Here is a 22,885-nt window from a genome sequence, read left to right as displayed (position 1 = left end):
CGTGTCCTCGCTCGGTATGAGCCTTTCCAGCTGGCTGAATCGGCCCTACCTCGACCTGGGGCCCGCGCCGGAACAAGTACCCAACCATACGGCCGCGTTGGGAATCGACTGCCGCAGCCTCTTCGACGGCGAGGACACCCCCTGGTTCTGGTCCTCGCTGAATCCCTCCTTCCGTGAGGCTCTCATCGCGGAAACCGGCCTGAGCGCCTACGACGTCAGCGACCCGACCCGCCTCGCACCCGAGTTGCGCACGGAACGCTGGCAGCACCTGTGCACCCTTCTCGACGGTGGATTCACCCGCCTTTCGGTGGAGGAACAGGTAAAAGTCGCCCGGCTGCTCAACCGGATGTGCTTCTTCCGCTACGTCCGCGACCTGATTCCGCCGGAGGCGCTGGACCGGGCCGGGGACAGCCCCGCGCACGCCGCGCTGGCGTGGCTGCGCTGTGCGGCCGGATACAAACTCTGGATGGAGGGCGCCGAGCCCTCCTATTCCCTCGATGAATTCGAGCGGATAGCGGAGATCGCCCCGCCGGGACTGGCTCGCATCAATCCGCTGTACCAAATGGTCGTCCAGAACGTGAAACACCGGAACGACGTCGAGGCGACCGAATACTGGCAGGAGCGCCACCACCGGGCGATCCTGGAGACCGAGCCGGATCTGGACCGGCACGACTTCCTGATGGCGATCAGCCGCTCGCACCGCGTCGGCGGCTTCGTCCCGCAGATGCGCCGGGACCGGGCCGGGACCGTACGGGAGATGGACCTCGCCGAGGACTACGCCCTGCAGATGGACTTCGGTACGGAGCTGCAGCGCGCCTACGCCCGCGAACTGCTCTACCCCGTACGGGAGAGCCGCATCAAGGAAGCCCTCTGGCTGCAGGACCTCGACACCGCTCTGGAGCGGGCCGTCGTCCACCGGGACGCCCACCCGCTCGACTCGCGGGTCTGGGTGCACTGCGGCGAGGTGCGGATCGAGCGCGACGAGCCGGAGGAGGCGCTGCACTGCTTCCGCGAGGCCGCCCGGCTGGCACCGCCCGGCGGGGACATCGCCCGCTACATGGCCGGCCAGTGCCACGAGTACCTGGACGACCTCCCTTCGGCGCTGGACGCCTACCTCGGCGCGCTGCGCGTCGACCCGCTCGGCTACTCCTCGGCCGAGGGTGCGCTGCGGGTGGCGCAGGCGGTCGGCTCCGGCACGGCGCGCTGGGCCGAGCGGGCGGTGGCCGAGCTCACCGCACGCGGATCGCAGACGCCGCAGGAGAAGGCGGGCGGGACCGACGCCTACCGGAACCTCCCGGCGCCCGAGTCCACCGGCACCGCGCCCCGGCCGGCCGACGACAGCCAGGAGCTGACCGCGTGACGGGACCGGACGACCGGCACGCGGGGCTCGGGCCGGCCTCCTTCGAGAGCTGTCCCAGCCGCACCGAGGCCGGACACTGCCGCACCTTCGAGGAGACCTGGGCCCGCCTGGAGCCGCTGCTGCCGAAGGTCCCGGTCACCCGGGTCTACGACGCGACGCCCCTGGACGTCATCGGCCTGCCGGTCTGGTCCGCGGTCACGCCGCTGGCCACGGACCTGACCGTCCACGCGGGCAAGGGCACCAGCCCGCAGGCCTCCAGGATCAGCGCGGTGATGGAGGCCGTCGAGCGGGTCTGCGCCGAGTCGATGCCCGCGGAGCGGACCGTCCGGGGCGCCCACGGCTCACTGCCGGACACCGTCGACCCGTCCTCCTTCGCGCTGCCCTTCGGCACCCCGTACCGTCCCGGCGCGACGCTCTCCTGGACCGGCGCCCTCGACCTGATGGCCGGCGGCCACCACTGGGTGCCCGTCGACCTGGTGGTGAGCCCGGGCCGCGGCGAGCTCTGCTCCGGGACCGAGACCAACGGCCTGGCCTCCGGGAACACTTATACCGAGGCCGCCCTGCACGCCCTCTACGAGGTGATCGAGCGGGACGCCGTCGCCGTCGAGGAGTTCCACCACATCCACCACGACCCGGCGGAGGCCGCTGCCCGCCCGGTGCGGCTGTTCGACCCGGCCACCCTGCCTCCGGTCGCCGTGGAGCTGCTGGAGCGTCTCGTCGACGCCCGTCTGCGCGTGCAGTTGCAGGACTGCACCACCGCGCTCGGCATCCCGGTCTTCGCGGTCGTCCTGGTGGACGAGTCCTACCCGGGCGCGGAGGGCCAGGCCATCGCCTTCGCGGGGTACGGCGCGGACCTGGACCCGGTCCGCGCGATGCTGCGGGCGATCACCGAGGCCGCGCAGGCGCACACGGGGGTCATCCTGGGCGCCCGGGACGAGTTCGAGGGGATGCGCCCCATCCCCGACCGCGCGGCCATGCTGCAGCGCCGGATCGAACTCCTCTACGGCGAGGGCACCCTGCCCTTCCCCGCCGCTTCCGAGCCGTCCGGCGCGGACCTCTTCGACGACCTCCACGAGGTGCTGCGGAGACTGTGCGCGGCGGGATACGAGCGATGTCTGGTCACCTCACTGACCCGGCCCGACCTGGGAATCCCGGTGGTGCGCGTGCTCGTTCCCGGCCTCGCCTCCCCGTACCCGGACAGCTCCAGAGCCCCGGTCCCGCGACTCCTGGCACAGGTGGTGTGAAGTGGACACGAACCCCGGTCCCTCCGTCACCGTCTTCACCGGCCCCTCGCTCTCCCCCGCCGAGGCCGCGCGGACCCTGCCCGGCGCCGAGATCCTGGCACCCGTCGCCCGCGGCGACCTGCACCGCGCCCGCGAACGCGGCGCGCAGCTGCTGGTGGTGATCGACGGCACCTTCTCCCACTCCCTCGCGGTCTCCCCGCGCGAGGTCGTCGACGTCCTGCGCGACGGCGCGGTGGTACTCGGCGCCTCCAGCATGGGCGCCCTGCGGGCGGTCGAGTGCGGCCCTGCGGGCATGCTCGGCGTCGGCACGGTGTACCGGCTGTACCGGGCGGGGCTGCTCTCCAGCGACGACGAAGTAGCCGTCACCACCGACCCGGACCGCGACTACGCGGCGACCTCGGTCGCCCTGGTCAACATCCGGCTCGGGCTGCGCCGGGCCGTGCACCGCGGCCTCCTGACCGCGCGCCGGGCGGGCGAGGTGGAGGAGGCGGCCCAGTCCGTGTTCTTCGCGCAGCGCAACTGGCGTTCGGTGTTCCGGGCGTCCGGCGTCGCCGATCCGGACGGCGCGGCGCGGGCCTTCTGCGAGCAGGTCGACGTCAAGCGGGACGACGCCCGGCGGGCCCTGCGGACGGCGGCCGGACTGCTCACCGAAGGGGCGTTCAAACCGTCCGGGACCGCGCACTTCACGACGTCGCTGCGCTACCCGGGCCACGATCCGCTGCTCGGCCTCGACCGGGCCGAGGCCGCGTCGGACCTGTTGCGCTGGCTCTTCGGCAGCGGGCGCTACCAGCGCTACGTCTGGCCGCTCGCGGTCGGCGAACCCGAGTTCGGCGACCTGGCGGCGATCGGCCCGCAGGACCGTGCGGACGCCCTGCGGGAGCGTCTGGCGGCCCTCCTCGGCCGGACGCTGCGCGGACCGGAGGAGATCGCCGGCTTCGCCGAACGGCTGGCCCTGGAGCTGGAGTTCCTCGACGAGTTCCAGACGGAGCTGATGCGGCGGCACGCGGTGACCCGGCTCGCCGACGAGGCCGAGGCACACGGGCTGCGCCCGTCCCCGCACCAGCTGCGGGCGGTGCGTGAGTCCGTCGCCGTCGCACACGGCTACGAGGACTGGCCCTCGCTGACCGGCGACGTCACCCCGGCCGACGAGAGCGGCACGGAACGTCTTTACGGGGCGCTGCCGCTCCGCTGGGTCGAGGAGGCCTGCGACCGGCTCGCCCTCGCCCGCGCCTGGCAGGCCGGGACGCGCCGGCCGGCCGGGCCGCAGCAGCCGCAAGCGGTGCGACCGGCATCGCGGCGGACGGCGGACGGGGCATGACCGCGTCCGACACCGAACGGCCGGACACGCGGGAGGCCGCCAAGGCCGGCGCCCTCGTCACCTGGCGCGAGGCGCCGGCGGCGGCACGGATGCTGGTGATCGGCACCTTCGTCCACCGCCTCGGCAGCTTCCTGCAGACCTTCCTGGTCCTCTACCTGACGCACCGCGGCTTCTCCGACGGGCAGGCGGGCACCGCTCTGGGCGTGTACGGCGCCGGCATGGTGTTCGGCGTCCTGGTCGGCGGCTGGCTCTCGGACCGGCTCAGCCCGCGCACCACGATCGTCGGTTCGACGGCGCTCACGGCTCTCCTGCTGCCCGCCATGCTGTACCTGCACTCCATCGGGCCGATGCTGGTCCTGGTGGCGCTGATCGGCGCCGTCGGCCAGGCCTACCGGCCCGCCTCCACCAGCGCGTTGAGCAAACTGGTGCCCGAGAGCCGGCACGTGATGCTCTTCGCCATGGTCCGCCTGGCCACCAACCTGGGCACCGGCATCGGGCCCGTGCTCGGCGCGGCGCTGGTCATGGTCTCCTACCAACTCCTGTTCTGGGGCGAGGCCCTGGCGACCCTCTGCTTCGCACTCGCCGCCTTCTTCGCCCTGCGCGGCGGCGGAGCGGGTCTCGCGCATCCCAAGGGCGGGCCGGCCGGCGAGGAGGAGTCCGGCAGCTATCTGGAGGTGCTGCGCGACCGCCGCTACCTGATGTTCCTGTGTGCGCTGCTGACCACCTCGGCCGTGTACATCCAGTACGTCTCCACGCTCCCGCTCGCGGTGACGGCGGCCGGGCTGAACGTGATGTCGTACGGCATCCTGGTCGGCCTGAACGGCATCGTGGTCGTGGCCTTCGAACTCCTGGTGGCCAAGCGGGTCCAGCACTGGCCGCGCCGCGTCGCGGCCGTCGCCGGGGTGGTGCTGACCGCCGTCGGCGTGGCCGCGTACGCCCTCCCCTGGGGCATGGCCGGCTTCGTCCTGGCCACGGCGGTGTGGTCCTTCGGCGAGACGGTCGGCTACCCGACGCTCTTCTTCGCGTACCCGGCGCAGGCCGGACCGCGGCGGCTGCGCGGGCGCTATCTCGGCGCGTCCAACTCCGTCTACGGGCTGGGCTGCGCACTCGGACCGGTGATCGGCACGGCGGTATGGAGCGGAGCCGGGCGTGGACTGTGGCTCTGGTGCGGGGCGTTGGGCCTCGTCGCTGCCATCATGACCTGGGCGGGAGTGGTACCCGCCGAGCCCGAGCCGGAGGAGTGAGATGTCCGAGACGAACCCGCTGATCCAGGTCGACGAACTACGCGCCCTGCTGACGGACGGGGCACCGCTCACCGTGCTCGACGTCCGCTGGAACCCGCAGGGCCCGACACCGGTGCAGCGCTATCTGGACGGCCACCTCCCCGGGGCCGTCCGCGCCGATCTGGACGCCGACCTGGCCGCACCGCCCGGCCCCGGCGGGCGGCACCCGCTGCCGGACGCCGAGACCTTCCTGGCGGCGACGAACCGTCTCGGCGTCGACCGGGACCGGCCCGTGGTGGTCTACGACCAGCGGGACTCGACCATCTCCGCCCGTCTGTGGTGGATGCTGCTCCACTACGGCCACCCCTCGGTCCGGGTCCTGGACGGCGGCTACGAGGCGTGGGCCCGGGCCGGCGCGCCGGTCGAGACCGGGCCGGGCGCACCGGTCGCCCCGGGCGGCTTCGCCGGTACGCCCGGCGCACTGCCGCTGCTGACGGTGGACGAGGTGCCGGACGCGGCGGCCAAGGGCTTCCTGCTCGACTCGCGGCTCCCGGAGCGCTTCCGCGGCGAGGTCGAGCCCCTCGACCCGGTCGCCGGTCACATCCCGGGGGCGCTCTCCGCGCCCACCTTCGACAACAGCGCCCCGGACGGACGGTTCCGCTCACCCGAGGAACTGCGCCGGCGCTTCACCGGCCTGGGCCTCACCGACGGCCGTCCGGTGGCCGCGTACTGCGGTTCGGGGGTGACCGCCGCACACCAGGTCCTGGCGCTGCGGCTGGCCGGCTTCGAGGCGGCGCTGTACGCGGGCTCGTGGAGCGAGTGGGTCGCGGACCCGGCCCGGCCCGTGGCCGTGGGTGCATGACCGCCCTCGACCACCTGATCCTCGCCGCGCCCGACCTGGAGCGGACCGTCGCCTGGCTGGAGGAGGGGCTCGGCGTACGGCTCGCGCCGGGCGGCAGCCACCCCACCGCGGGGACCCGGAACTTTCTGCTGGGCCTGGGTGATTCCGCGTATCTGGAGGTGCTCGGCCCGGACACCGGACAGAGCGTGCCGCGCGAGGAGCTGCCGTTCGGCCTGGGGGTGCCCGGCCATCCCCGCCTCTGCACCTGGGCCCTGCGGGTCACCGACGTGGACGCCCGGGTGGCCGCCGCACGCGCCGCGGGCCACGACCCGGGCGACCCGGCGACGATGAGCCGGGTGGATCCGAGCGGGGCCGTGGTGAGCGGCAGGATCACCCCGCCGCGGGCGTCCGAGGACGGCGGCCTGCTGCCGTTCCTGGTGGACTGGGGCACCACGCCGCACCCCTCCCGCGGCCTCCCCCGGGCCGAGCTGGCCGACCTGCGCGGCTACCACCCGGACCCGGACCCCGTGCGTCAGGCCCTGCGGGCCGTGGAGGCCGGCCTCACGCTGCGCCGCGGGAGCCGCCCCGCCCTGGTGGCGACGGTGCGCACGCCGGACGGCGAGCTCACGCTGAACTGATCCGCGTGCCCCGTCGCCGTACCGGCGGGCGGGGGCGGGGGGCCCGGTCGCCCGGTGCCGCCCCGCCCCCGCCCGCGCCTACTTCCGCTTCGCGGAGCCCGCGGGCTCCGCCGCACCCTTCGCGCCGGCCGTCTCCTTCGGCTCCGCCGGAGCCTCCTCGAAGTCGACCTTGCCCATGTGCCGGTTCATCGACTTCATCAGCAGCCACACGCCCACGGCGAGCGCTGCGAAGACGATGAAGCCGAGGACCCCGGGGGTCACCTTGTTCTTGTCCAGTTCCTCGGCGAGCGGGACGAGGTGCGTCAGTGCCTGAGTCGCGTACATATCAGGCATTGTCGCGGATGCCCGCGAAGAGGTCGCTCTCGGGGAGGGAGGTATCGACGAGGGACTTCGCCAGCTCGTACTCCTCGGTCGGCCAGACCTCCCGCTGGATGTCCATCGGGACGCGGAACCAGCCGCCGTCCGGGTCGATCTGCGTCGCGTGCGCGATCAGCGCCTTGTCGCGGATCTCGAAGAAGTCCGCGCACGGAACGTGCGTGGTCAGCGTGCGCTCGGCGCGCTCGAACTCCTTCCAGCGCTCCAGCCAGTCCCCGTACGGCGACTCCAGGCCGCGGGCGAGCAGGGCCTCGTGCAGCGCGACCGTGCGCGGCTTGTTGAAGCCCTGGTTGTAGTAGAGCTTCTGCGGCGCCCAGGCGGGACCGAACTCCGCCTCGGGGAACTTCTCGGCGTCGGCCGCACCCTCGAACGCGATCATCGAGATCGTGTGGGTCATGATGTGGTCGGGGTGCGGGTAGCCCCCGTTCTCGTCGTACGTGGTGATGACCTGCGGCCGGAAGGCGCGGATCTTCGCGACGAGGCGGCCCGCCGCCACGGTCTCGTCCTCCAGCGCGAAGCAGCCCTCGGGCAGGGGCGGCAGCGGGTCGCCCTCGGGCAGACCCGAGTCGACGAAGCCGAGCCACTCCTGCTTGACGCCCAGGATCTCCCGGGCCTCGTCCATCTCCTTCTTGCGCACCTCGTGGATGTTCTTCTCGATGTACGCGTCACCCTGGAGTTTCGGGTTGAGGATGGAGCCGCGCTCGCCTCCCGTGCAGGTGACGACCAGCACGTCCACCCCCTCGGACACGTACTTGGCCATGGTGGCCGCGCCCTTGCTCGACTCGTCGTCGGGGTGGGCGTGCACGGCCATCAGTCGAAGCTGCTCAGTCAAGACTCGATCCTCAGTGATTGGTCGCCATCAAGGGTGCCGTCCCGCAGGGACGTCGGTGTGGGGTGGCGGTCGGGTGGCGCACGGGCGGCTTCTATAGTGACCGAACACGGGGGTGGAAAATTCCTCGATCCCCGGTACGGGAGGAACGATCATGACGGCGGTGCGCGAGACGCCTCCCGAGAACCGTTACGGCCGCTCCGCCGACCAGCGCGCGGACCGCAAACTCAAGATCATCGGTGCGGTCCTCGGTGCCGCCCTGCTGGGTGTGGTCGGCTGGATCGGTTACGGCTACGTGAGCGGCCAGGGCCTCAGCGCCGAGATGATCAAGTTCAAGGTCGCCTCCGACGACCGCGTCGAGGTGCACCTGGAGGTCCGCAAGGACCGGGACGCCAAGGGCTACTGCACGCTCCGCTCGCTGAGCGAGAACGGCACGGAGGTCGCCCGCAAGGACTTCCGCTTCGACGGGGACACCGACCGGATCGACCAGATCCTCACCCTGCGCACGACCTCCAGGGCGACCGCCGTCGAGCTGCTGGGCTGCACGGACGACGACGGAGCCCGGCGTTGACGCCGCACGGGTGATGTAGACGACTCCTGGCGGGCCTGACCTGCGGTTTCGCACTCTCGGTCGTTTACCTCCTCCCCCTTTCCCCGGCGAATTGTTAGGCTCGTGGTTTCGCCCACCCGTGGAAGCGCATGCTTCGGGGTAGGGCGATGCTTTGTATTCCCAGTACCGACGAGGAGCACCCTGTGACCCAGACCAGCGAAAACGTCACCTGGCTCACGCCGGAGGCGTACAGCCAGCTCAAGGCCGAGCTGGAGTACCTGTCTGGTCCCGCGCGCACGGAGATCGCCGTCAAGATCGCGGCGGCCCGTGAGGAGGGCGACCTGCGTGAGAACGGCGGGTACCACGCGGCCAAGGAGGAGCAGGGCAAGATGGAGCTCCGGGTGCGCCAGCTGACCCAGCTCCTGGAGCACGCGAAGGTCGGCGAGGCGCCGGCCGACGACGGCGTGGTCGAGCCCGGCATGGTCGTGACGATCGCCTTCGACGGCGATGACGACGACACGACGACCTTCCTGCTCGCCTCCCGCGAGTACGCGAGCTCGGACATCGAGACGTACTCCCCGCAGTCCCCGCTCGGCGTGGGCGTGAACGGCAAGAGGATGGGCGAGACCGCCGAGTACGAGCTGCCGAACGGCAAGACCGCCACGGTGAAGATCCTTTCGGCGAAGCCGTACTCCGGCTGATCCGCACACCTCACACACCCCGCACGAAGCCCCGGCCGCATCCTGGATCTCCAGGGGCCGGGGCTTCCTGCTGTGCTCGGGCGGCGTGCTCGGGCGGCGTGCTCGGGCGGCGTGCTCAGACGGCCACCGAGCGGTACTTGCGCACGGCCAGGGTCCGGAAGACCGCGACGATCACCACGGACCAGATCAGCGAGGCCCAGACGGGGTGCTGCATCGGCCAGGCGTCGGACGTCGAGACACCCGGGTTCCCGAAGAGCACACGGCATGCCTGGACGGTCGCGCTGAACGGGTTCCAGTCGGCGATCGGCTGGAGCCAGCCCGCCATCTGGCTGGAGTCCACGAAGGCGTTGGAGATGAACGTCACCGGGAACAGCCAGATCAGCCCGCCCGAGGTGGCCGCCTCGGGGGTGCGGACGGAGAGGCCGATCAGCGCGCCGATCCAGGAGAACGCGTACCCGAGGAGCAGGAGCAGCCCGAACGCGCCCAGCGCCTTGGGGACGCCCTCGTGGATGCGCCAGCCGACGATCAGGGCCACGATCGTGAGGACCAGCACGGTGAACATGGTCTGGACGAGGTCGGCCAGCGTCCGGCCGGTGAGCACCGCGCCGCGGGCCATGGGCAGTGAGCGGAACCGGTCGACGAGCCCCTTGTGCATGTCGTCGGCGATCCCCGCGCCCGCCCCCGCCGTGGCGAAGGTGACGGTCTGCGCGAAGATGCCGGCCATCAGGAAGTTCCGGTAGACGACGGGGTCCGTCGAGCCCCCGATGTTCATGGAGCCGCCGAACACGTAGCTGAACAGCACCACGAACATGATCGGCTGAATGAGCCCGAAGAGGACCACTTCGGGAATCCGGGTCATGCGGATCAGATTCCGCCGGGCCATGACCAGCGAGTCGCGGGCGGACTGGCCGATCCCGCCGGCGCCCCGGGGCGCGCGGCCTGCGGTCGTCTCGGTCACGGCACTCACTTCGCTGCCTCCGTCCGGGCGGCGTCCGCCGCGTCCGTCCCGTTCTCGTCGCTCTTGTCCTGCTCGGCCGCGTGGCCGGTGAGGGAGATGAACACGTCGTCGAGGGTGGGGCGGCGCAGCCCGATGTCGTCGATCTCCACGCCGCGGGCGTCCAGGTCGCGGATGACCTCGGCCAGGAGCTTGGCGCCGCCGTCGACCGGGACGGTCAGTTTGCGCATGTGCGGGACGACGGCGACCTCGCCCTTGCCCAGGTGGGCGAGGACCTCGCGGGCCGGGTCGATCTGGTCGCGCTGCTGGACGACGACCTCGACGCGCTCGCCGCCGGTGCGGGCCTTGAGCTGGTCGGAGGTGCCGCGGGCGATGACGAGGCCGTGGTCGATCACGCAGATGTCGTGGGCGAGGCGGTCGGCCTCCTCCAGGTACTGCGTGGTGAGCAGCAGCGTCGTACCGCCGGCGACGAGCTCCTCGATGACGTCCCAGAGCTGCTGCCGGTTGCGGGGGTCGAGGCCGGTGGTCGGCTCGTCCATGAACATGACCGGCGGGGAGACGACGAGCGCCGCCGCGAGGTCGAGGCGGCGGCGCATGCCGCCGGAGTAGGTCTTGGCCGTGCGGTCGGCCGCGTCGGCGAGGTTGAACCGCTCCAGCAGCTCCGCGGCACGTGCCTTCGCGGCACGGGACGACATCTGGTAGAGCTGGCCGACCATCTGGAGGTTCTCGCGGCCGGTCAGGTATTCGTCGACGGCGGCGAACTGGCCGGAGAGCCCGATCGAGCGCCGTACCTCGTTGGGTTTCTTCAGTACGTCGATGCCCGCGACGAAGGCGCTGCCGCTGTCGGGCCTGAGCAGCGTCGTGAGGACGCGTACGGCGGTCGTCTTGCCGGCCCCGTTGGGGCCGAGAAGTCCGAGGACGGTGCCTTCCGGCACGTCGAGGTCGACGCCGCCGAGTGCGGTGACGTCGCCGAAGGTCTTCACCAGACCTTCGGCGTAGATCGCGCCTGGCATACGGGATTCCCCCAGTGCGTTCGGGTGACTTCCTCACAGATCCTAGATTTGCCCGGGTTTCCGCGCCCGGTGAACGCACAGAGCAAACGCGTGCATGACGCCGGACCGGGCGCACGCACCGTATCGCGATACATCGCGACCAACAAGGGGTCAGGCCATCACCAGGTAGCCCGCCCCGCGCAGCGCCGCGGCGACCTCCTGGCAGTGCTCCGGGCCCTTGGTCTCCAGGTGGAGCTCCACCTCGGCCTCGGTGAGGCCGAGCCTCGGGTCGGTGCGCACATGGCTGACGTCCAGCACGTTGGCGTCGGCCACCGTCAGCACGCCCAGCATGGCCGCCAGCGCGCCGGGCCGGTCCGTCAGGCGCAGCCGCAGGCTCAGATAGCGGCCGGCCGCGGACATGCCGTGGGTCAGGATGCGCTGCATCAGCAGCGGGTCCACGTTGCCGCCGGACAGCAGCGCCACGACCGGCCCGCGGAACGACTTCGGGTCGCTGAGCAGCGCGGCCACCGGGCTCGCGCCCGCCGGCTCCACCACCATCTTGGCCCGCTCCAGGCAGAGCAGCAGGGCGCTGGACAGCTCGTCCTCGGAGACCGTGCGGACCTCGTCGACCAGCTCCCGGACCAGGCCGAACGGCACGTCACCGGGGCGTCCCACCTTGATGCCGTCCGCCATCGTCTGGAGCGAACCGATCGAGACGGGGTGGCCGGCGGCCAGCGACGGCGGGTAGCAGGCCGCGCCCGCCGCCTGCACGCCGACGATCCGCACATCGGGCCGGATCGCCTTCACCGCCACGGCGATCCCGGCCGCGAGGCCGCCGCCGCCGATACCGACGACGATCGTGCGCACCTCGGGGCACTGGTCCAGGATCTCCAGGCCCACCGTTCCCTGCCCCGCGATGATGTCGGGGTGGTCGAAGGGGTGGATGAAGACCGCGCCGGTCTCGTGCGCGTACTCCTGGGCCGCGGCCAGCGTCTCGTCGACGACGTGCCCGTGCAGCCGCACCTGCGCCCCGTACTCACGGGTCGCGGCGACCTTGGGCAGCGGCGCCCCGACCGGCATGAAGACCGTTGACCGTACGCCGAGCAGCGCAGACGCGAGCGCGACACCCTGCGCATGGTTTCCGGCGCTCGCGGCGACGACGCCTGCGGCGCGTTCGACCGGGGAGAGGCCGGAGATGCGTACGTACGCACCCCGCAGTTTGAACGACCCGGTCCGCTGCAGGTTCTCGCACTTGAACTGGACGGGCGCGCCCACCAGGGCCGACAGATGGCGGCTGCCCTCCAGCGGCGTGACCCGGGAAACCCCGGAGAGCATCTTCTGCGCCCCCCGGACGTCGTCGAGGATCAGCGGGGGAAAACGGCCGGGCCGTGCGAAGTTCATACCGCAAGTCTTGCAGCTGAAAGGGGTTGCGGCCGCCGCTGCCGGTGCCCTCCTGAGTCGATCTCCGCAGGTTTGTGCGGCACTGGTACGCGTTGCCCCGGGGCCGCGTACTCTGTCCCCCACCCATCCGACACCGCACGAAGAGAGCCCCCGGCCATGCCCCCTCAGGACATGACGACTGCCGCGTCTCCTTCCGGGGGCGCCACCCCGGAGAACCCGGGTCACGACCACCTTCTCGACACTCTGCAGCACCAGGTGGCGGTCTTCGCCCGGCGTGCCGAGCAGACCCGCCTCGGCGGGGTCGGACAGGTGCGCAACTCCATGGACCGAGCCGCGTATCTGCTGCTCAACCGGCTGGACCGGGAAGGCCCCATGGGCGTCAAGGCGCTGGCCGCCGGAATGGGGATCGACTCCTCGACGGTGACGCGACAGGTCGCGCCGCTCGTGGACACCGGTCTGGTCAAGCGCACTTCGCATCCGGAGGACGGCCGTGCGGTCGTGCTCCAGCTCTCCCCGCGCGGCCAGGCCCGCCTGGAGGAGGTCCGGGCCTCGCGGCGCGAGTTGATGTCCCAGGTGACGGACGAGTGGACCGAGGACGAGCGGGACACGTTCTGCGCCCTCCTCACCCGCTTCAACGGGTCCCTGGCCGCCCGCCAGGCGTCGCACCAGGCACCGCCTGCGCAGTAGGGCGCGTTGGCTAAGTCCCGCCTGCCTCCGGGGGGTTGACCCGGAGGCTGCGGAGCGCTCCGATTGACCTCGTGCGAGAACGCCATGCGGGCCGACGACGGCGCCGCGCCCAGGAGTTCGAGGCCTTCGTGGCGGGCGCGGCGGGCCGGCTGCTGCACACCGCGACCCTGCTCACGGCCGAACCGGTGGACCCGCCCGGCGGCAACGAGCGCGCGCTGCGGCTCCTGACGGCCGCTCTGGCCCGGACGTACGCGGACTGGGACCGGCTGCACGGTGAGGATCCGTACAACCGCACCCGGCAGGATCTGGCCGCCCGGTTCGCCCGGGAGGCGTGGCGCCATCACCGCCCGAGCGGCGGGCTACTGGACCCGCTGACCCCGCAGGAGCGCCTCGTCCTGGTGCTGCGCCTGTACGAGGGGGTCCCCGAGGAGCAGACGGCGGCGCTGCTCGGGGTGCCGGTGGACCGGGTGCGCGCGGTCTGCAACCGCTCGGTGGCCACGCTGCGCGGCACCAGGAGCCCGACCGCGCGACGGGGTCACGCCCGGCCGCCCCTGGGGGCGGCGCCGTGAGCGGGATCGGGCGCAAGGAGGACGAGGTCCGGCGGATGCTGGAGGGCCCCCGTCCGCAGGTGCCCGCGGAGCTGGCGGCGCGGGCGGTGGAACACGGAGTACGGCTGTTGCGCCGCCGGCGGGTGCTGCGACGGCTGTGGCTGCTGGCGGTGACCGCGGCGGTCGTGGCGTTCACCGTGTGGGCGGTGGTGGCCCAGCCCTGGCAGGCCCCGCCCGCCGAGACGACGGCGCCGCTGGACGGCTGGTAGGGCGTGCGCGGTCACCGTACGACGGACGCCCGCACCCGCCCCCGGAGCTCTCACCCGCGCGCCGCGCCCGAGACCCCTGACACCGCCGGACGGCTCGCCTAGGGTCACCGGCGAACCCGAAAAAAACATCGGACGGGGATGTCGAGAACCGGTGACCGGCTCCGTCCCCGCTATGAACGCGACCACAAGGGATCGCACCGGCAAGGAGAGACACCATGGCCAAGTACCTGCTGCTGAAGCACTACCGCGGCGCCCCGGACGCGGTCAACAACGTCCCCATGGACCAGTGGACGCCGGAGGAGATCTCGGCCCACATGCAGTACATGAACGACTTCGCGGCCCGGCTGGAGAAGACCGGCGAGTTCGTCGACGGTCAGGCACTCGCCCCCCGGGGGGCGTGGGTCCGCTTCGACGGCGAGGGGCGCCCGCCGGTCACCGACGGCCCGTTCGCGGAGACCAAGGACCTCATCGCGGGCTGGATGACCATCGACGTCGACAGCTACGAACGCGCCGTCGAGCTGGCCGGGGAGCTGTCCGCCGCCCCCGGCGCGGGCGGCCGGCCGATCCACGAGTGGCTGGAGCTGCGCCCGTTCCTGACCGAGCCGCCCACCATCACGGAGTGACACCCACGTGACTCAGGTGAACGAGGTCCTGCTCAGGAGCCTCACGCCGAGCGTGCTCACCGTTCTCGTCCGCCGCGGAGCAGACTTCGCGGCGGCCGAGGACGCCGTGCAGGACGCTCTGGTCGAGGCGCTCCGGGTCTGGCCGGACGACCCCCCGCGGGACGCCAAGGGCTGGCTGATCACGGTGGCCTGGCGCAAGTTCCTCGACGCGACGCGCGCCGACACCGCCCGCCGCCGGCGCGAGGACCGCGTCGAGGAGGAACCCGCGCCCGGCCCGGCACCCGGGGTGGACGACACGCTCCAGCTGTACTTCCTGTGCGCCCATCCGTCGCTGACCCCGGCGTCGGCGGTCGCGCTCACACTGCGGGCGGTCGGCGGGCTGACCACACGCCAGATCGCCGAGGCGTATCTGGTGCCCGAGGCGACGATGGCGCAGCGCATCAGCCGGGCCAAGCGCACCGTCTCCGACGTGCGGTTCGAGCGGCCCGGCGATGTCGCCACCGTTCTGCGCGTCCTCTACCTCGTCTTCAACGAGGGCTACTCCGGCGATGTCGACCTGGCCGCCGAGGCCATCCGGCTCACCCGGCAGCTGGCGGCCCGCATCGACCACCCCGAGGTGGCCGGGCTGCTCGCCCTCATGCTGCTCCACCATGCCCGTCGCGCCGCCCGGACCGCGTCCGACGGCAGCCTGGTGCCGCTCGCCGAGCAGGACCGCGGCCGCTGGGACACCCGCTCGATCGCCGAGGGCGTCGTGATCCTCCAGGCGGCCCTGGCCCGCGACCGGCTGGGCCAGTTCCAGGCCCAGGCCGCCATCGCGGCGCTGCACGCCGACGCGCCCGCCGCCGAGGAGACCGACTGGGTGCAGATCGTCGAGTGGTACGACGAGCTCGCGCGCCTGACCGACAGCCCGGTCGTCCTGCTCAACCGCGCCGTCGCCGTCGGGGAGGCCGACGGACCCCGCGCCGGCCTGGCGGCGCTCGCGGCGCTGGACGACTCCCTGCCCCGCCACACGGCGGTGGCGGCGTATCTCCACGAACGCGACGGCGACCCGGTGACGGCGGCACGGCTGTACGCCGAGGCGGCCCACAAGGCGCCCAACCTCGCCGAGCGCGATCACCTGACCCGCCAGGCGGCCCGGCTCCGTGCCCGCTGACGCTCCGCGGTGACCGACGGCGCGCGCATGCCCGTTCTATCCTGGAATGGCATCGGCAGAGGAGGCTGTGATGACCAGGAAGATCGCCGACTGCCGTAAGTATCCGAGTGTGTCGAACTGCTCGCTGACCATCTCCGGCGAGGAGGACGAAGTCGTGCGGGCCGCGACCGAGCACGCCGTCTCCGTCCATGAGCACACCGACAGCCCCGAGCTGCGGGAGCAGGTCAGGGCTTCGCTGGAGGACGAGAAGGTCTCGGTCTGAGGACGAGAAGGCCCCGGCGGGACCGGTCGAACCGGCCCCGCCCGAGGCCCTGTGTGCCGTACGGGAGCGACACGCCCTCGGGGCAGCCCCTCGAAACAGCCCCTGGGGAACAGTCCCTAGCCGAGCGCCTGCGTCAGGTCGGCCAGCAGGTCGTCGCCGTTCTCGATGCCGACGGAGAGCCGGACCAGGTCGGCCGGGACCTCCAGCGGGGAGCCGGCGGCGGACGCGTGCGTCATCCGGCCCGGGTGCTCCAGCAGGGATTCGACGCCGCCGAGCGACTCCCCCAGCGTGAAGAGCTTCGCGCGGTTGCAGACCTCGACGGCCGCCTCCTCGCCGCCCGCGACCCGGAAGGACACCATGCCGCCGAAGGCCTTCATCTGCTTGGCCGCGACCTCATGGCCCTGGTGCTCGGGCAGTCCGGGGTAGAGGACCTGGGTGACCTTGGGGTGGCGGGTCAGCAGGTCGGCGACCCTGGTGGCGTTCTCGCTGTGCCGGTCCATCCGGACGGCCAGCGTCTTGATGCCGCGCAGCACCAGCCAGGCGTCGAACGGTCCGGCGACGGCGCCCATCGCGTTCTGGTGGTACGCCAACTCGTCCGACAGGTCGGGGTCGTTGACGATCAGCGCGCCGCCGACGACGTCCGAGTGGCCGCCCATGTACTTGGTCGTGGAGTGGACCACGACATCGGCGCCCAGGGCGAGGGGCTGCTGGAGGTAGGGGCTGGCGAAGGTGTTGTCGACGACCAGTCGCGCACCCGCCGTGCGGGCGACGTCGGCGACGGCCGCGATGTCCGTGATGCCGAGCAGCGGGTTGGAGGGGGTCTCCACCCAGACCGCCTTGGTGCGCGGGGTGATCGCCGCCCGTACCGCCGCCACGTCCGAGGTGTCGGCGACCGAGAACTCCACGCCCCAGCGCGAGGCGACCTTCGCGAACAGCCGGAACGTGCCGCCGTAGGCGTCGTTCGGGATGACCACGTGGTCGCCGGGGGTCAGCAGCGTACGGAGCAGGCAGTCCTCGGCGGCGAGCCCGGACGCGAAGGCGAGCCCGCGGCGGCCGCCCTCCAGGGCCGCGAGGTTCTCCTCCAGCGCGGTGCGGGTCGGGTTGGCGCTGCGGCTGTACTCGTAGCCGCCGCGCAGGCCGCCCACGCCGTCCTGCTTGTACGTGGACACCTGGTAAATAGGCGGAACAACGGCGCCGGTGAGGGGATCGGCGGTGTTTCCCGCATGGATCGCGAGAGTCTCGAAGCTGTGCTGGTCGCTCATGGGCCCCGAGCGTAGTTCGTTCCGAGGGCGCTTACGGAGCACCTTGCCGTCCGGTGACAATGGGGGCATGGAGATTCTGTGGTTCCTGCTCGCGCTGTGCCTGCTCGCCGCGGTCGTCGGCCCGTACGTGCGGCGGCGTCGCGGCGGTATCCGTCTGGTGGCGCCCGGTTCACCCGACGCCGCGGATCCGGACACCTACGGCTTCGCGCGCCAGGAGGAGCTGGACATCAGGATGCCGGGCCCCGACCAGGATCTCCTCGACGTGCTCGACGTCGTCCAGCACACGCAGGAGTGGCGGGCGGCGTCCCAGCTGCTGTCCGGGACGCCGAAGGACGGCGAGGTGCGGTGGCAGCGGGTGCAGGCGTTCGCCGGGGCCGCCTCGCTGGAGCTGATGCGGCAGCCGGGCGTGGGCGGGTCGTGGCTGCGCAAGTGGCGTGCCGAGGCGCCGAAGGACGCGGGCGCCGCGGCCGTCCACGCGGAGTTCCTGGTCCAGCAGGCGTGGCGCTCGTCGACGGCCGGCACGGACGACTTCCGGATCATTCTGGAGGAGGCCCGCGCGGTGTCCGCCGAGGCGGCCCTGCTGGCGCCGGGCGATCCCGTCCCGTATCTGGTGGAGCTGGCCGTCGCCCGCGGACTGGGCTACTCCCACGAGGAGTTCGACCGGCTCTGGGCGAAGATCATCGACCGGGCACCGGCCCACATGGGCGCGCACATCGCGGCGCTGCACTTCTGGTGCGAGAAGTGGCACGGTTCGCGCGAGGAGGCCGACCGCTTCGCGACCGCGGCCGCGGCCCGCGCCCCGCAGGGCTCGCTGCTGGCCGCGCTTCCGCTGTTCGCGGTGTACGAGCACCTGCCCGAGGTCAATCTGGTGCAGGGGTTCTACCGGAGCCAGGTGGTGACCAAGGCGGTCGAGGGCGCGATGTTCGCCGTCCACGCCGCCCGCGCCGACGACCCGATGCTCGCGCACGTCCGTCATCTCCTGGTGCTGTTCCTGGTCCGCATGGAGCGCTGGTCCGAGGCGATGAACCAGCTGGTCCACATCGACGGGCACGTGGGCGCGCTGCCGTGGACGGAGAACTCCGACCCGGCCGCCGAGTACACCGTGTACCGGGCCCTGGCGGTGGCCGGCTACGAGGCGAACGGCGGCAGCCCGGCGACGCTGCCGCGGTAGCCGTCACCTCCCGCGGCCGCCGGTGTGCGACCGTGGAGGCACTCCTGCCGCGAAGCAGCGGCCGACCCCACGACAAGGACCGGTGTTCCCGTGGCACGACTGATACCCCTGATCCTGATCGGCCTCGGCCTCTACTTCTGGTTCAAGGCGCGCAAGCGGGCCGCGGCCTACGTCGAGGACGTGGAGTCCGGGGACGGCGCGCCCCGCGCCTGAGCGCGGGCGCCGGAATCCGCGGCGGTCCCGGTGCGTTGTACGGACAGCACACCGACCCAGGAGGAGCCCCCGCATGTTCCTGCACCGCCGCACCCCGCAGCTCCCCACGCCGGAGGAGGCCCTGCGCGGCCGCGCCACTCCGGAATTCACCGTCCCGTCCCGCCACACCGTCCTGGGCAACGCCCTGCTGGGGCCGTACCCGGAGGGTCTGGAGGTCGCCGACTTCGCGATGGGGTGCTTCTGGGGGGCCGAGCGCAAGTTCTGGGAGACGGACGGTGTCTGGACGACGCTCGTCGGCTACCAGGGCGGCTATACGGAGAACCCCGCGTACGAGGAGGTCTGCTCCGGCCTGACCGGGCACACGGAGGCGGTCCGCGTGGTGTACGACCCGAAGGTGGTCACGTACGCCCAGCTCCTGAAGGTCTTCTGGGAGTCCCACGACCCGACCCAGGGCTTCCGCCAGGGCAATGACGTGGGCACCCAGTACCGCTCCGCGGTCTACACCCACTCCCCCGAGCAGGCGGCGGCCGTGGCGGCCTCCCGCGAGGCGTACCAGAAGGTCCTCACGGGCTCCGGCTACGGCGAAATCAGCACGGAGATCCTCCCGGCGGAGGGCCGCACCTTCTGGCCGGCCGAGCCCGCGCACCAGCAGTACCTCGACAAGAACCCGGCGGGCTACTGCGGGATCGGCGGGACGGGCGTCTCGTGCCCGATCGGGGTGGCACCGGCCGCGGGCTGAGCGTCCGGCTCGTCCGAGTTCATTGCGGCATACGAGCCCTTGGACGGATCGGGTGAAGCGGCTGCTTCCTCTATGTCCGCTTTCACCCTTGCCAGGTTGTTCCGGCTCCTACGCGTGTCCGGGTGTGCGTTGCCCAGCACCCGCTCGCACTGGGCGAGGGTGACCTCATACAGCGAAACGGCCCGCCCAAGATCCGCCACTTCCCAGTAGGCGTAGGCGAGGTTGTTCCGGCTCGTCAGCGTGTCCGGGTGGGTGTCGCCCAGCACCCGCTCGTACTGGGCGACGGTGACCTCCAACAACGGAACAGCCCGCCCGAGATCCCCCGCTTCCCAGTAGGCGCCGGCGAGGTTGTTCCGGGTCCTCAGCGTGTCCGGGTGGGTGTCGCCCAGCACCCGCTCACATTGGGCGACGGTGACCTCCAACAACGGAACAGCCCGCCCGAGATCCCCCGCCGCACGGTAGGCACCGGCGAGGTTGTTCCAGCTCGTCAGCGTGTCCGGGTGGGTGTCACCCAGCACCCGCTCACATTGGCCGACGGTCACCTCGTACAGCCGGACAGCCCGCCTGAGATCCCCCGCCGCACGGTAGGCGTCGGCGAGGTTGTTCCGGTTCTTCAGCGTGCCCGGGTGGGTGTCACCCAGCACCCGCTCGCACTGGCCGACGGTCACCTCGTACAGCCGGACAGCCCGCCTGAGATCCCCCGCCGCCAAGTAGGCGCCGGCGAGGTTGTTCCGTCTCATCAGCGTGTCCGGGTGGGTGTCGCCCAGCACCTGCTCAGACTGGGCAAGGGTGACCTCGTGCAGCGGAACAGCCCGCCCGAGATCCCGCACATCCTGGTAGGCGTTGGCGAGGTTGTTCCGGTTCTTCAGCGTGTCCGGGTGGGTGTCGCCCAGCACCTGCTCGCACTGGGCGAGAACGGCCTCGAACAACGGAACCGCCCGCACTCTCTGCCCAGCCTGCCCGGCGTGGATGCTCGCGCGGTCGAAGAGCTTGATGGTGGTGTCGTTGGCGCTGGCGGGTGGGAGGTTGATGGCGAGCGCGATGATGTGGGGCATCAGTTCCTCCCACTGCCGCATGGTGGCCGGCATGGGGTCTCCGGACGGGGGGAGGGATGCCAGGAGGGCCTGTTCGGCAGAGGTTCTTCCCGCGGCGGGGTGGTCAGTACCGGTAACGGGTGTGCGCAGCACGACTTGCAGAAGTCGATGCACGCTGAAGGTGGGAGTGCGGCTGGAGAGCGTGATCATGTTGTAGGCGTGCAGAACGCCGAGCGCTTCGTCCACCGCGTCGTCGGCCTCGTCCGTGTCAGGGACCAAGGGGGTAAGGAACGCGCGGGGGACGCTGTCCGGGGCAAGCCAGGCGGCGGCGTTGAGGAGGGTCACGGCCAGCGGGTCACGCTCACGGATGGCCTGGAGAGACTGATTCCAGACGCGGGCCACGGTGCGCTCGGGGTCCGTGCCCTCGGAGTGCTTGGACAGCATCCGTGGCAGCGCCCTTCGGTACGCGGCGATTTCCTTACCGGTCTGGTGAAGGTAGGCGCCGGCCTGCTCCAGGGCCAGTGGCAGGTAGCCGAGTTCCGCGGCAAGAGCCTCGGCTTCCACTCGCTGCTCCGGCGTGGGTGTCCGCCGGTCGTACGCGATCTCGCACAAGAGGTCGGCGGACGCGACGGGGTCGAGAAGGTCCAGCGGAAGGGTGGGCCCGATCGTGTGCCACCCGGTGGCCTTGCGACTGGTCGCCACATGGTGCCCTCCGGACAGGGAACCGAGGTACGGGCGCAAGCGGTCGGGATGTTCGACGTTGTCGAAGACCAACAGCCAGCCCGGATGCCATTGCAACCAGGCCACCGCCCACGCCGTACGCTCCTCAGCTGTGGCGTCGTGAGCCCAGTGCGGGCACAACCGGGTCGCCAGCGAGGCAAGTCCGGACTCGATCAGTTCCGGGGACTCGGCATTGATCCACCACACCAGGGTGTAGGTGTCCCGATAGCGGACCGCGTAGTGCAGGGCCAAGGTGCTCTTGCCGATACCGCCCAGCCCGTGCACCGCACCCGTCTGCGTCACTGCCGCGTCACCCGAGTTCGTGAGCATGCCCCGCAGAAGATCCAGCGCGTTCTCGCGGCCGACGAACACACCCGAAGCCGATCCAGGAAGATTGGCCGTATTCGGCGGTGCCTCCACCTCTCTCGCCCATTGCACTGCCTGGGGCGGCAGGTTCACGAAGCGGACGTCACCCGACACCGCGAGCCCGATCGAGCGTGCGGCCATCGACCTCTCGCCCGACGCTTCGATCCCAGTCGAATCGGGATCGGCACCCGGCATGGTCACGGCCGCAGAGTGGCGTTGTCTCCGGTGATCGCCGTGGCGATGTGCTGCGCGGCGATGGACCGCTCACCCGACGCCGTCACCGAGACCGAACCCGACTTCCCGGCAGACAACAAGGACGTCAACTCCGCCAACAGGTCGGCGTCTTCACGCAATGCGCGCTTGATCTGCTGGCGCAGTGCCGCCGCAGCATCCGCGTCATCGGGCTCCTCGGCCGCATCGCGCACGGCCGCCTCCAGCTCGGCACGCCCCCGCTCACCCCGCCGACGCCATACGACATCCAAAATCCGTCGTCCCGCGTTCGCCGTGGCATCAACGGCAGCGTCCTCAGCACGCGCCAACACTCCGACGCCGTAGGCACCCAAAGCCGCCGTCAGATACGGCCCGGCCTGATCCACCAAAGCAGCGATCTCAGCACTCATCCCCAGGCTCCCCGTCTTCCTGCATCCTCAACGGCTCCAGTCTGGCTCAGCAGCACCGGCTCCCGCGCAGGATGACGAGCAATGCGTGAAGCTCACCCGCCAAATCATACGAAAATCAGCCAGCCACCCGGGAGTCGCCGGCGAATACCCCTTGAACAGGAGATCACCGCTGAACCGGAAGGCAACTACGGGGTGGGCAGCGACGGCCACACGGTTCCCTCCTCGGATCGGTGGCCGATCCATCAGACATCCGAGCGGATCACTCGCATCCGGGTTCGCAGGACCGGTACCCTCGCTGCGACTTGAACGGCGAGTGCAGCGGGGGAACGATGCGCGGGAACCGGACGGACGAGCCGGCGATACCTTCCCTGAGCGGGCGGCCCTGGTGGGCCGCGAACGAGGTCCTGGCGTTCGTGCTGGAGCTGTTCGCAGTGGTCTGCCTGTGCTGGTGGGGTTTCACCGCCGGGGACGGTACGGCCGTGCGCATGCTGCTGGGGATCGGCTTGCCGACGGCCGGTATCGCCCTGTGGGGCACGTTCGCCGCCCCTCGCGCCCGGATCCGGCTGCCGCTGGCGGGTGTGCTCGCGGTGAAGGCCGTGGTGCTCGGGGGCGGTGCCTTCGGGCTGTACCGGGTGGGGCACGCGGGCGCCGCGGTGGTCCTGGCCGTCGTGATGGTGGCGAACACGGCCCTCGCAGAGACGTTCCGGCGTCGGGTCGCACCGGTTGAGCAGCCCGGCGGCGAGGGGGGCGGTCGCGGAGGTCGTGGCCTCCGCCGGCGCGGGTGAGACCGG

The 22,885-nt window shown here is 71.7% G+C and carries 26 protein-coding genes; 18 read left to right on the top strand and 8 right to left on the bottom strand.

All coding sequences use genetic code 11. The annotated features are described in order from the left end of the window. The first annotated feature begins 16 nt into the window (after positions 1 to 16). The 6 genes from ACGFZA_RS02590 to ACGFZA_RS02565 are packed head-to-tail and all read left to right on the top strand — an operon-like array spanning position 17 to position 6,624. Positions 17 to 1,360: a hypothetical protein gene (locus ACGFZA_RS02590; RefSeq protein WP_393676646.1), complete on the top strand. Its 1,344-nt coding sequence runs from the start codon at positions 17 to 19 to the stop codon at positions 1,358 to 1,360. Then, a complete protein-coding gene (locus ACGFZA_RS02585) occupies positions 1,357 to 2,604 on the top strand; it encodes a YcaO-like family protein (RefSeq protein WP_393676644.1) in 1,248 nt (415 codons plus the stop codon). Before ACGFZA_RS02590 ends, ACGFZA_RS02585 begins: the two co-directional genes overlap by 4 nt. Before the next feature lies 1 nt (position 2,605). Further along, positions 2,606 to 3,922 (top strand): TfuA-like protein, encoded by a 1,317-nt coding sequence (locus ACGFZA_RS02580; protein ID WP_393676642.1) that lies wholly within the window; start codon positions 2,606 to 2,608, stop codon positions 3,920 to 3,922. Next, a complete protein-coding gene (locus ACGFZA_RS02575; RefSeq protein WP_385281995.1) occupies positions 3,919 to 5,166 on the top strand; it encodes an MDR family MFS transporter in 1,248 nt (415 codons plus the stop codon). Before ACGFZA_RS02580 ends, ACGFZA_RS02575 begins: the two co-directional genes overlap by 4 nt. Position 5,167: 1 nt before the next feature. Continuing rightward, on the top strand, positions 5,168 to 6,007 hold the full coding sequence (locus ACGFZA_RS02570; protein WP_385281998.1) for a sulfurtransferase: 840 nt from the start codon (positions 5,168 to 5,170) through the stop codon (positions 6,005 to 6,007). Beyond that, positions 6,004 to 6,624 carry a VOC family protein gene (locus ACGFZA_RS02565; RefSeq protein ID WP_393676639.1) on the top strand — a complete coding sequence of 207 codons (621 nt, stop codon included), beginning with the start codon at positions 6,004 to 6,006 and terminating at the stop codon, positions 6,622 to 6,624. Before ACGFZA_RS02570 ends, ACGFZA_RS02565 begins: the two co-directional genes overlap by 4 nt. Before the next feature lie 78 nt (positions 6,625 to 6,702). Here the strand turns inward: ACGFZA_RS02565 and ACGFZA_RS02560 are convergent, their stop codons facing one another. Both ACGFZA_RS02560 and mca read right to left on the bottom strand, forming a co-directional pair. Beyond that, positions 6,703 to 6,948: a hypothetical protein gene (locus ACGFZA_RS02560; protein WP_393676637.1), complete on the bottom strand. Its 246-nt coding sequence runs from the start codon at positions 6,946 to 6,948 to the stop codon at positions 6,703 to 6,705. Between the two features lies 1 nt (position 6,949). Then, on the bottom strand, positions 6,950 to 7,831 hold the full coding sequence (gene mca, locus ACGFZA_RS02555) for a mycothiol conjugate amidase Mca (RefSeq protein ID WP_385282006.1): 882 nt from the start codon (positions 7,829 to 7,831) through the stop codon (positions 6,950 to 6,952). Positions 7,832 to 7,982: 151 nt separating this feature from the next. Here mca and ACGFZA_RS02550 point away from each other — a divergent pair, with 151 nt between their 5' ends. Both ACGFZA_RS02550 and greA read left to right on the top strand, forming a co-directional pair. Further along, entirely contained in the window at positions 7,983 to 8,399 is a 417-nt protein-coding gene (locus ACGFZA_RS02550) for a DUF4307 domain-containing protein (protein ID WP_385282009.1), read from the top strand. A gap of 182 nt (positions 8,400 to 8,581) precedes the next feature. Continuing rightward, positions 8,582 to 9,079 carry a transcription elongation factor GreA gene (greA, locus tag ACGFZA_RS02545; protein WP_385282011.1) on the top strand — a complete coding sequence of 166 codons (498 nt, stop codon included), beginning with the start codon at positions 8,582 to 8,584 and terminating at the stop codon, positions 9,077 to 9,079. 115 nt (positions 9,080 to 9,194) lie between these two features. On the opposite strand, the gene ACGFZA_RS02540 is transcribed toward greA, so the two are convergent. The 3 genes from ACGFZA_RS02540 to ilvA form a co-directional block, all read right to left on the bottom strand. Next, complete coding sequence (locus ACGFZA_RS02540; protein WP_393676634.1) at positions 9,195 to 10,046, bottom strand: ABC transporter permease; 852 nt, start codon at positions 10,044 to 10,046, stop codon at positions 9,195 to 9,197. Beyond that, entirely contained in the window at positions 10,043 to 11,047 is a 1,005-nt protein-coding gene (locus ACGFZA_RS02535; RefSeq protein ID WP_385282017.1) for an ATP-binding cassette domain-containing protein, read from the bottom strand. The genes ACGFZA_RS02540 and ACGFZA_RS02535 overlap by 4 nt, the downstream gene beginning before the upstream one ends. A 150-nt stretch (positions 11,048 to 11,197) precedes the next feature. Then, positions 11,198 to 12,427 (bottom strand): threonine ammonia-lyase, encoded by a 1,230-nt coding sequence (ilvA, locus tag ACGFZA_RS02530; RefSeq protein ID WP_385282020.1) that lies wholly within the window; start codon positions 12,425 to 12,427, stop codon positions 11,198 to 11,200. A 156-nt stretch (positions 12,428 to 12,583) separates the two neighbouring features. On the opposite strand from ilvA, the gene ACGFZA_RS02525 reads away from it, so the two are divergent. The 6 genes from ACGFZA_RS02525 (at position 12,584) to ACGFZA_RS02500 (ending at position 15,969) form a co-directional block, all read left to right on the top strand. Continuing rightward, the gene (locus ACGFZA_RS02525; protein ID WP_393676631.1) at positions 12,584 to 13,114 is read left to right on the top strand and encodes a MarR family winged helix-turn-helix transcriptional regulator; all 531 of its coding nucleotides are present in this window, start codon (positions 12,584 to 12,586) and stop codon (positions 13,112 to 13,114) included. Between the two features lie 71 nt (positions 13,115 to 13,185). Further along, positions 13,186 to 13,683, top strand: a complete 498-nt coding sequence (locus ACGFZA_RS02520) for a sigma factor-like helix-turn-helix DNA-binding protein (RefSeq protein WP_393676629.1) — start codon at positions 13,186 to 13,188, stop codon at positions 13,681 to 13,683. Beyond that, positions 13,680 to 13,931, top strand: a complete 252-nt coding sequence (locus ACGFZA_RS02515) for a hypothetical protein (protein ID WP_393676627.1) — start codon at positions 13,680 to 13,682, stop codon at positions 13,929 to 13,931. The genes ACGFZA_RS02520 and ACGFZA_RS02515 overlap by 4 nt, the downstream gene beginning before the upstream one ends. Positions 13,932 to 14,146: 215 nt before the next feature. After that, the gene (locus tag ACGFZA_RS02510; RefSeq protein ID WP_385282031.1) at positions 14,147 to 14,554 is read left to right on the top strand and encodes a YciI family protein; all 408 of its coding nucleotides are present in this window, start codon (positions 14,147 to 14,149) and stop codon (positions 14,552 to 14,554) included. A gap of 16 nt (positions 14,555 to 14,570) precedes the next feature. Next, positions 14,571 to 15,707: an RNA polymerase sigma factor gene (locus ACGFZA_RS02505; protein ID WP_385282060.1), complete on the top strand. Its 1,137-nt coding sequence runs from the start codon at positions 14,571 to 14,573 to the stop codon at positions 15,705 to 15,707. A gap of 70 nt (positions 15,708 to 15,777) precedes the next feature. Beyond that, positions 15,778 to 15,969, top strand: coding sequence for a DUF1059 domain-containing protein (locus ACGFZA_RS02500; RefSeq protein WP_266782074.1), 192 nt, complete (start codon positions 15,778 to 15,780; stop codon positions 15,967 to 15,969). Between the two features lie 116 nt (positions 15,970 to 16,085). On the opposite strand, the gene ACGFZA_RS02495 is transcribed toward ACGFZA_RS02500, so the two are convergent. Then, the gene (locus ACGFZA_RS02495) at positions 16,086 to 17,231 is read right to left on the bottom strand and encodes a cystathionine gamma-synthase (RefSeq protein ID WP_385282034.1); all 1,146 of its coding nucleotides are present in this window, start codon (positions 17,229 to 17,231) and stop codon (positions 16,086 to 16,088) included. Between the two features lie 67 nt (positions 17,232 to 17,298). On the opposite strand from ACGFZA_RS02495, the gene ACGFZA_RS02490 reads away from it, so the two are divergent. The 3 genes from ACGFZA_RS02490 (at position 17,299) to msrA (ending at position 19,354) form a co-directional block, all read left to right on the top strand. Next, the gene (locus ACGFZA_RS02490) at positions 17,299 to 18,402 is read left to right on the top strand and encodes a hypothetical protein (RefSeq protein WP_385282037.1); all 1,104 of its coding nucleotides are present in this window, start codon (positions 17,299 to 17,301) and stop codon (positions 18,400 to 18,402) included. Between the two features lie 90 nt (positions 18,403 to 18,492). After that, positions 18,493 to 18,615 carry a hypothetical protein gene (locus tag ACGFZA_RS02485; RefSeq protein ID WP_385282040.1) on the top strand — a complete coding sequence of 41 codons (123 nt, stop codon included), beginning with the start codon at positions 18,493 to 18,495 and terminating at the stop codon, positions 18,613 to 18,615. Between the two features lie 73 nt (positions 18,616 to 18,688). Further along, a complete protein-coding gene (gene msrA, locus ACGFZA_RS02480) occupies positions 18,689 to 19,354 on the top strand; it encodes a peptide-methionine (S)-S-oxide reductase MsrA (protein ID WP_393676623.1) in 666 nt (221 codons plus the stop codon). Here the strand turns inward: msrA and fxsT are convergent. After that, positions 19,291 to 21,669 (bottom strand): FxSxx-COOH system tetratricopeptide repeat protein, encoded by a 2,379-nt coding sequence (fxsT, locus tag ACGFZA_RS02475; RefSeq protein WP_393677614.1) that lies wholly within the window; start codon positions 21,667 to 21,669, stop codon positions 19,291 to 19,293. The genes msrA and fxsT overlap by 64 nt on opposite strands. A gap of 2 nt (positions 21,670 to 21,671) precedes the next feature. Beyond that, positions 21,672 to 22,094 carry a hypothetical protein gene (locus ACGFZA_RS02470; RefSeq protein WP_393676621.1) on the bottom strand — a complete coding sequence of 141 codons (423 nt, stop codon included), beginning with the start codon at positions 22,092 to 22,094 and terminating at the stop codon, positions 21,672 to 21,674. 329 nt (positions 22,095 to 22,423) lie between these two features. Here ACGFZA_RS02470 and ACGFZA_RS02465 point away from each other — a divergent pair, with 329 nt between their 5' ends. Further along, positions 22,424 to 22,879, top strand: a complete 456-nt coding sequence (locus ACGFZA_RS02465) for a YrdB family protein (RefSeq protein ID WP_393676619.1) — start codon at positions 22,424 to 22,426, stop codon at positions 22,877 to 22,879. Positions 22,880 to 22,885 lie beyond the last annotated feature (6 nt).

This window comes from Streptomyces sp. NPDC048211 (assembly GCF_043202315.1).
In the GTDB taxonomy this organism is placed as follows: domain Bacteria; phylum Actinomycetota; class Actinomycetes; order Streptomycetales; family Streptomycetaceae; genus Streptomyces.
Note: the sequence above shows the minus strand (reverse complement) of the source record. Positions and strands in the feature narration are given on the sequence as shown.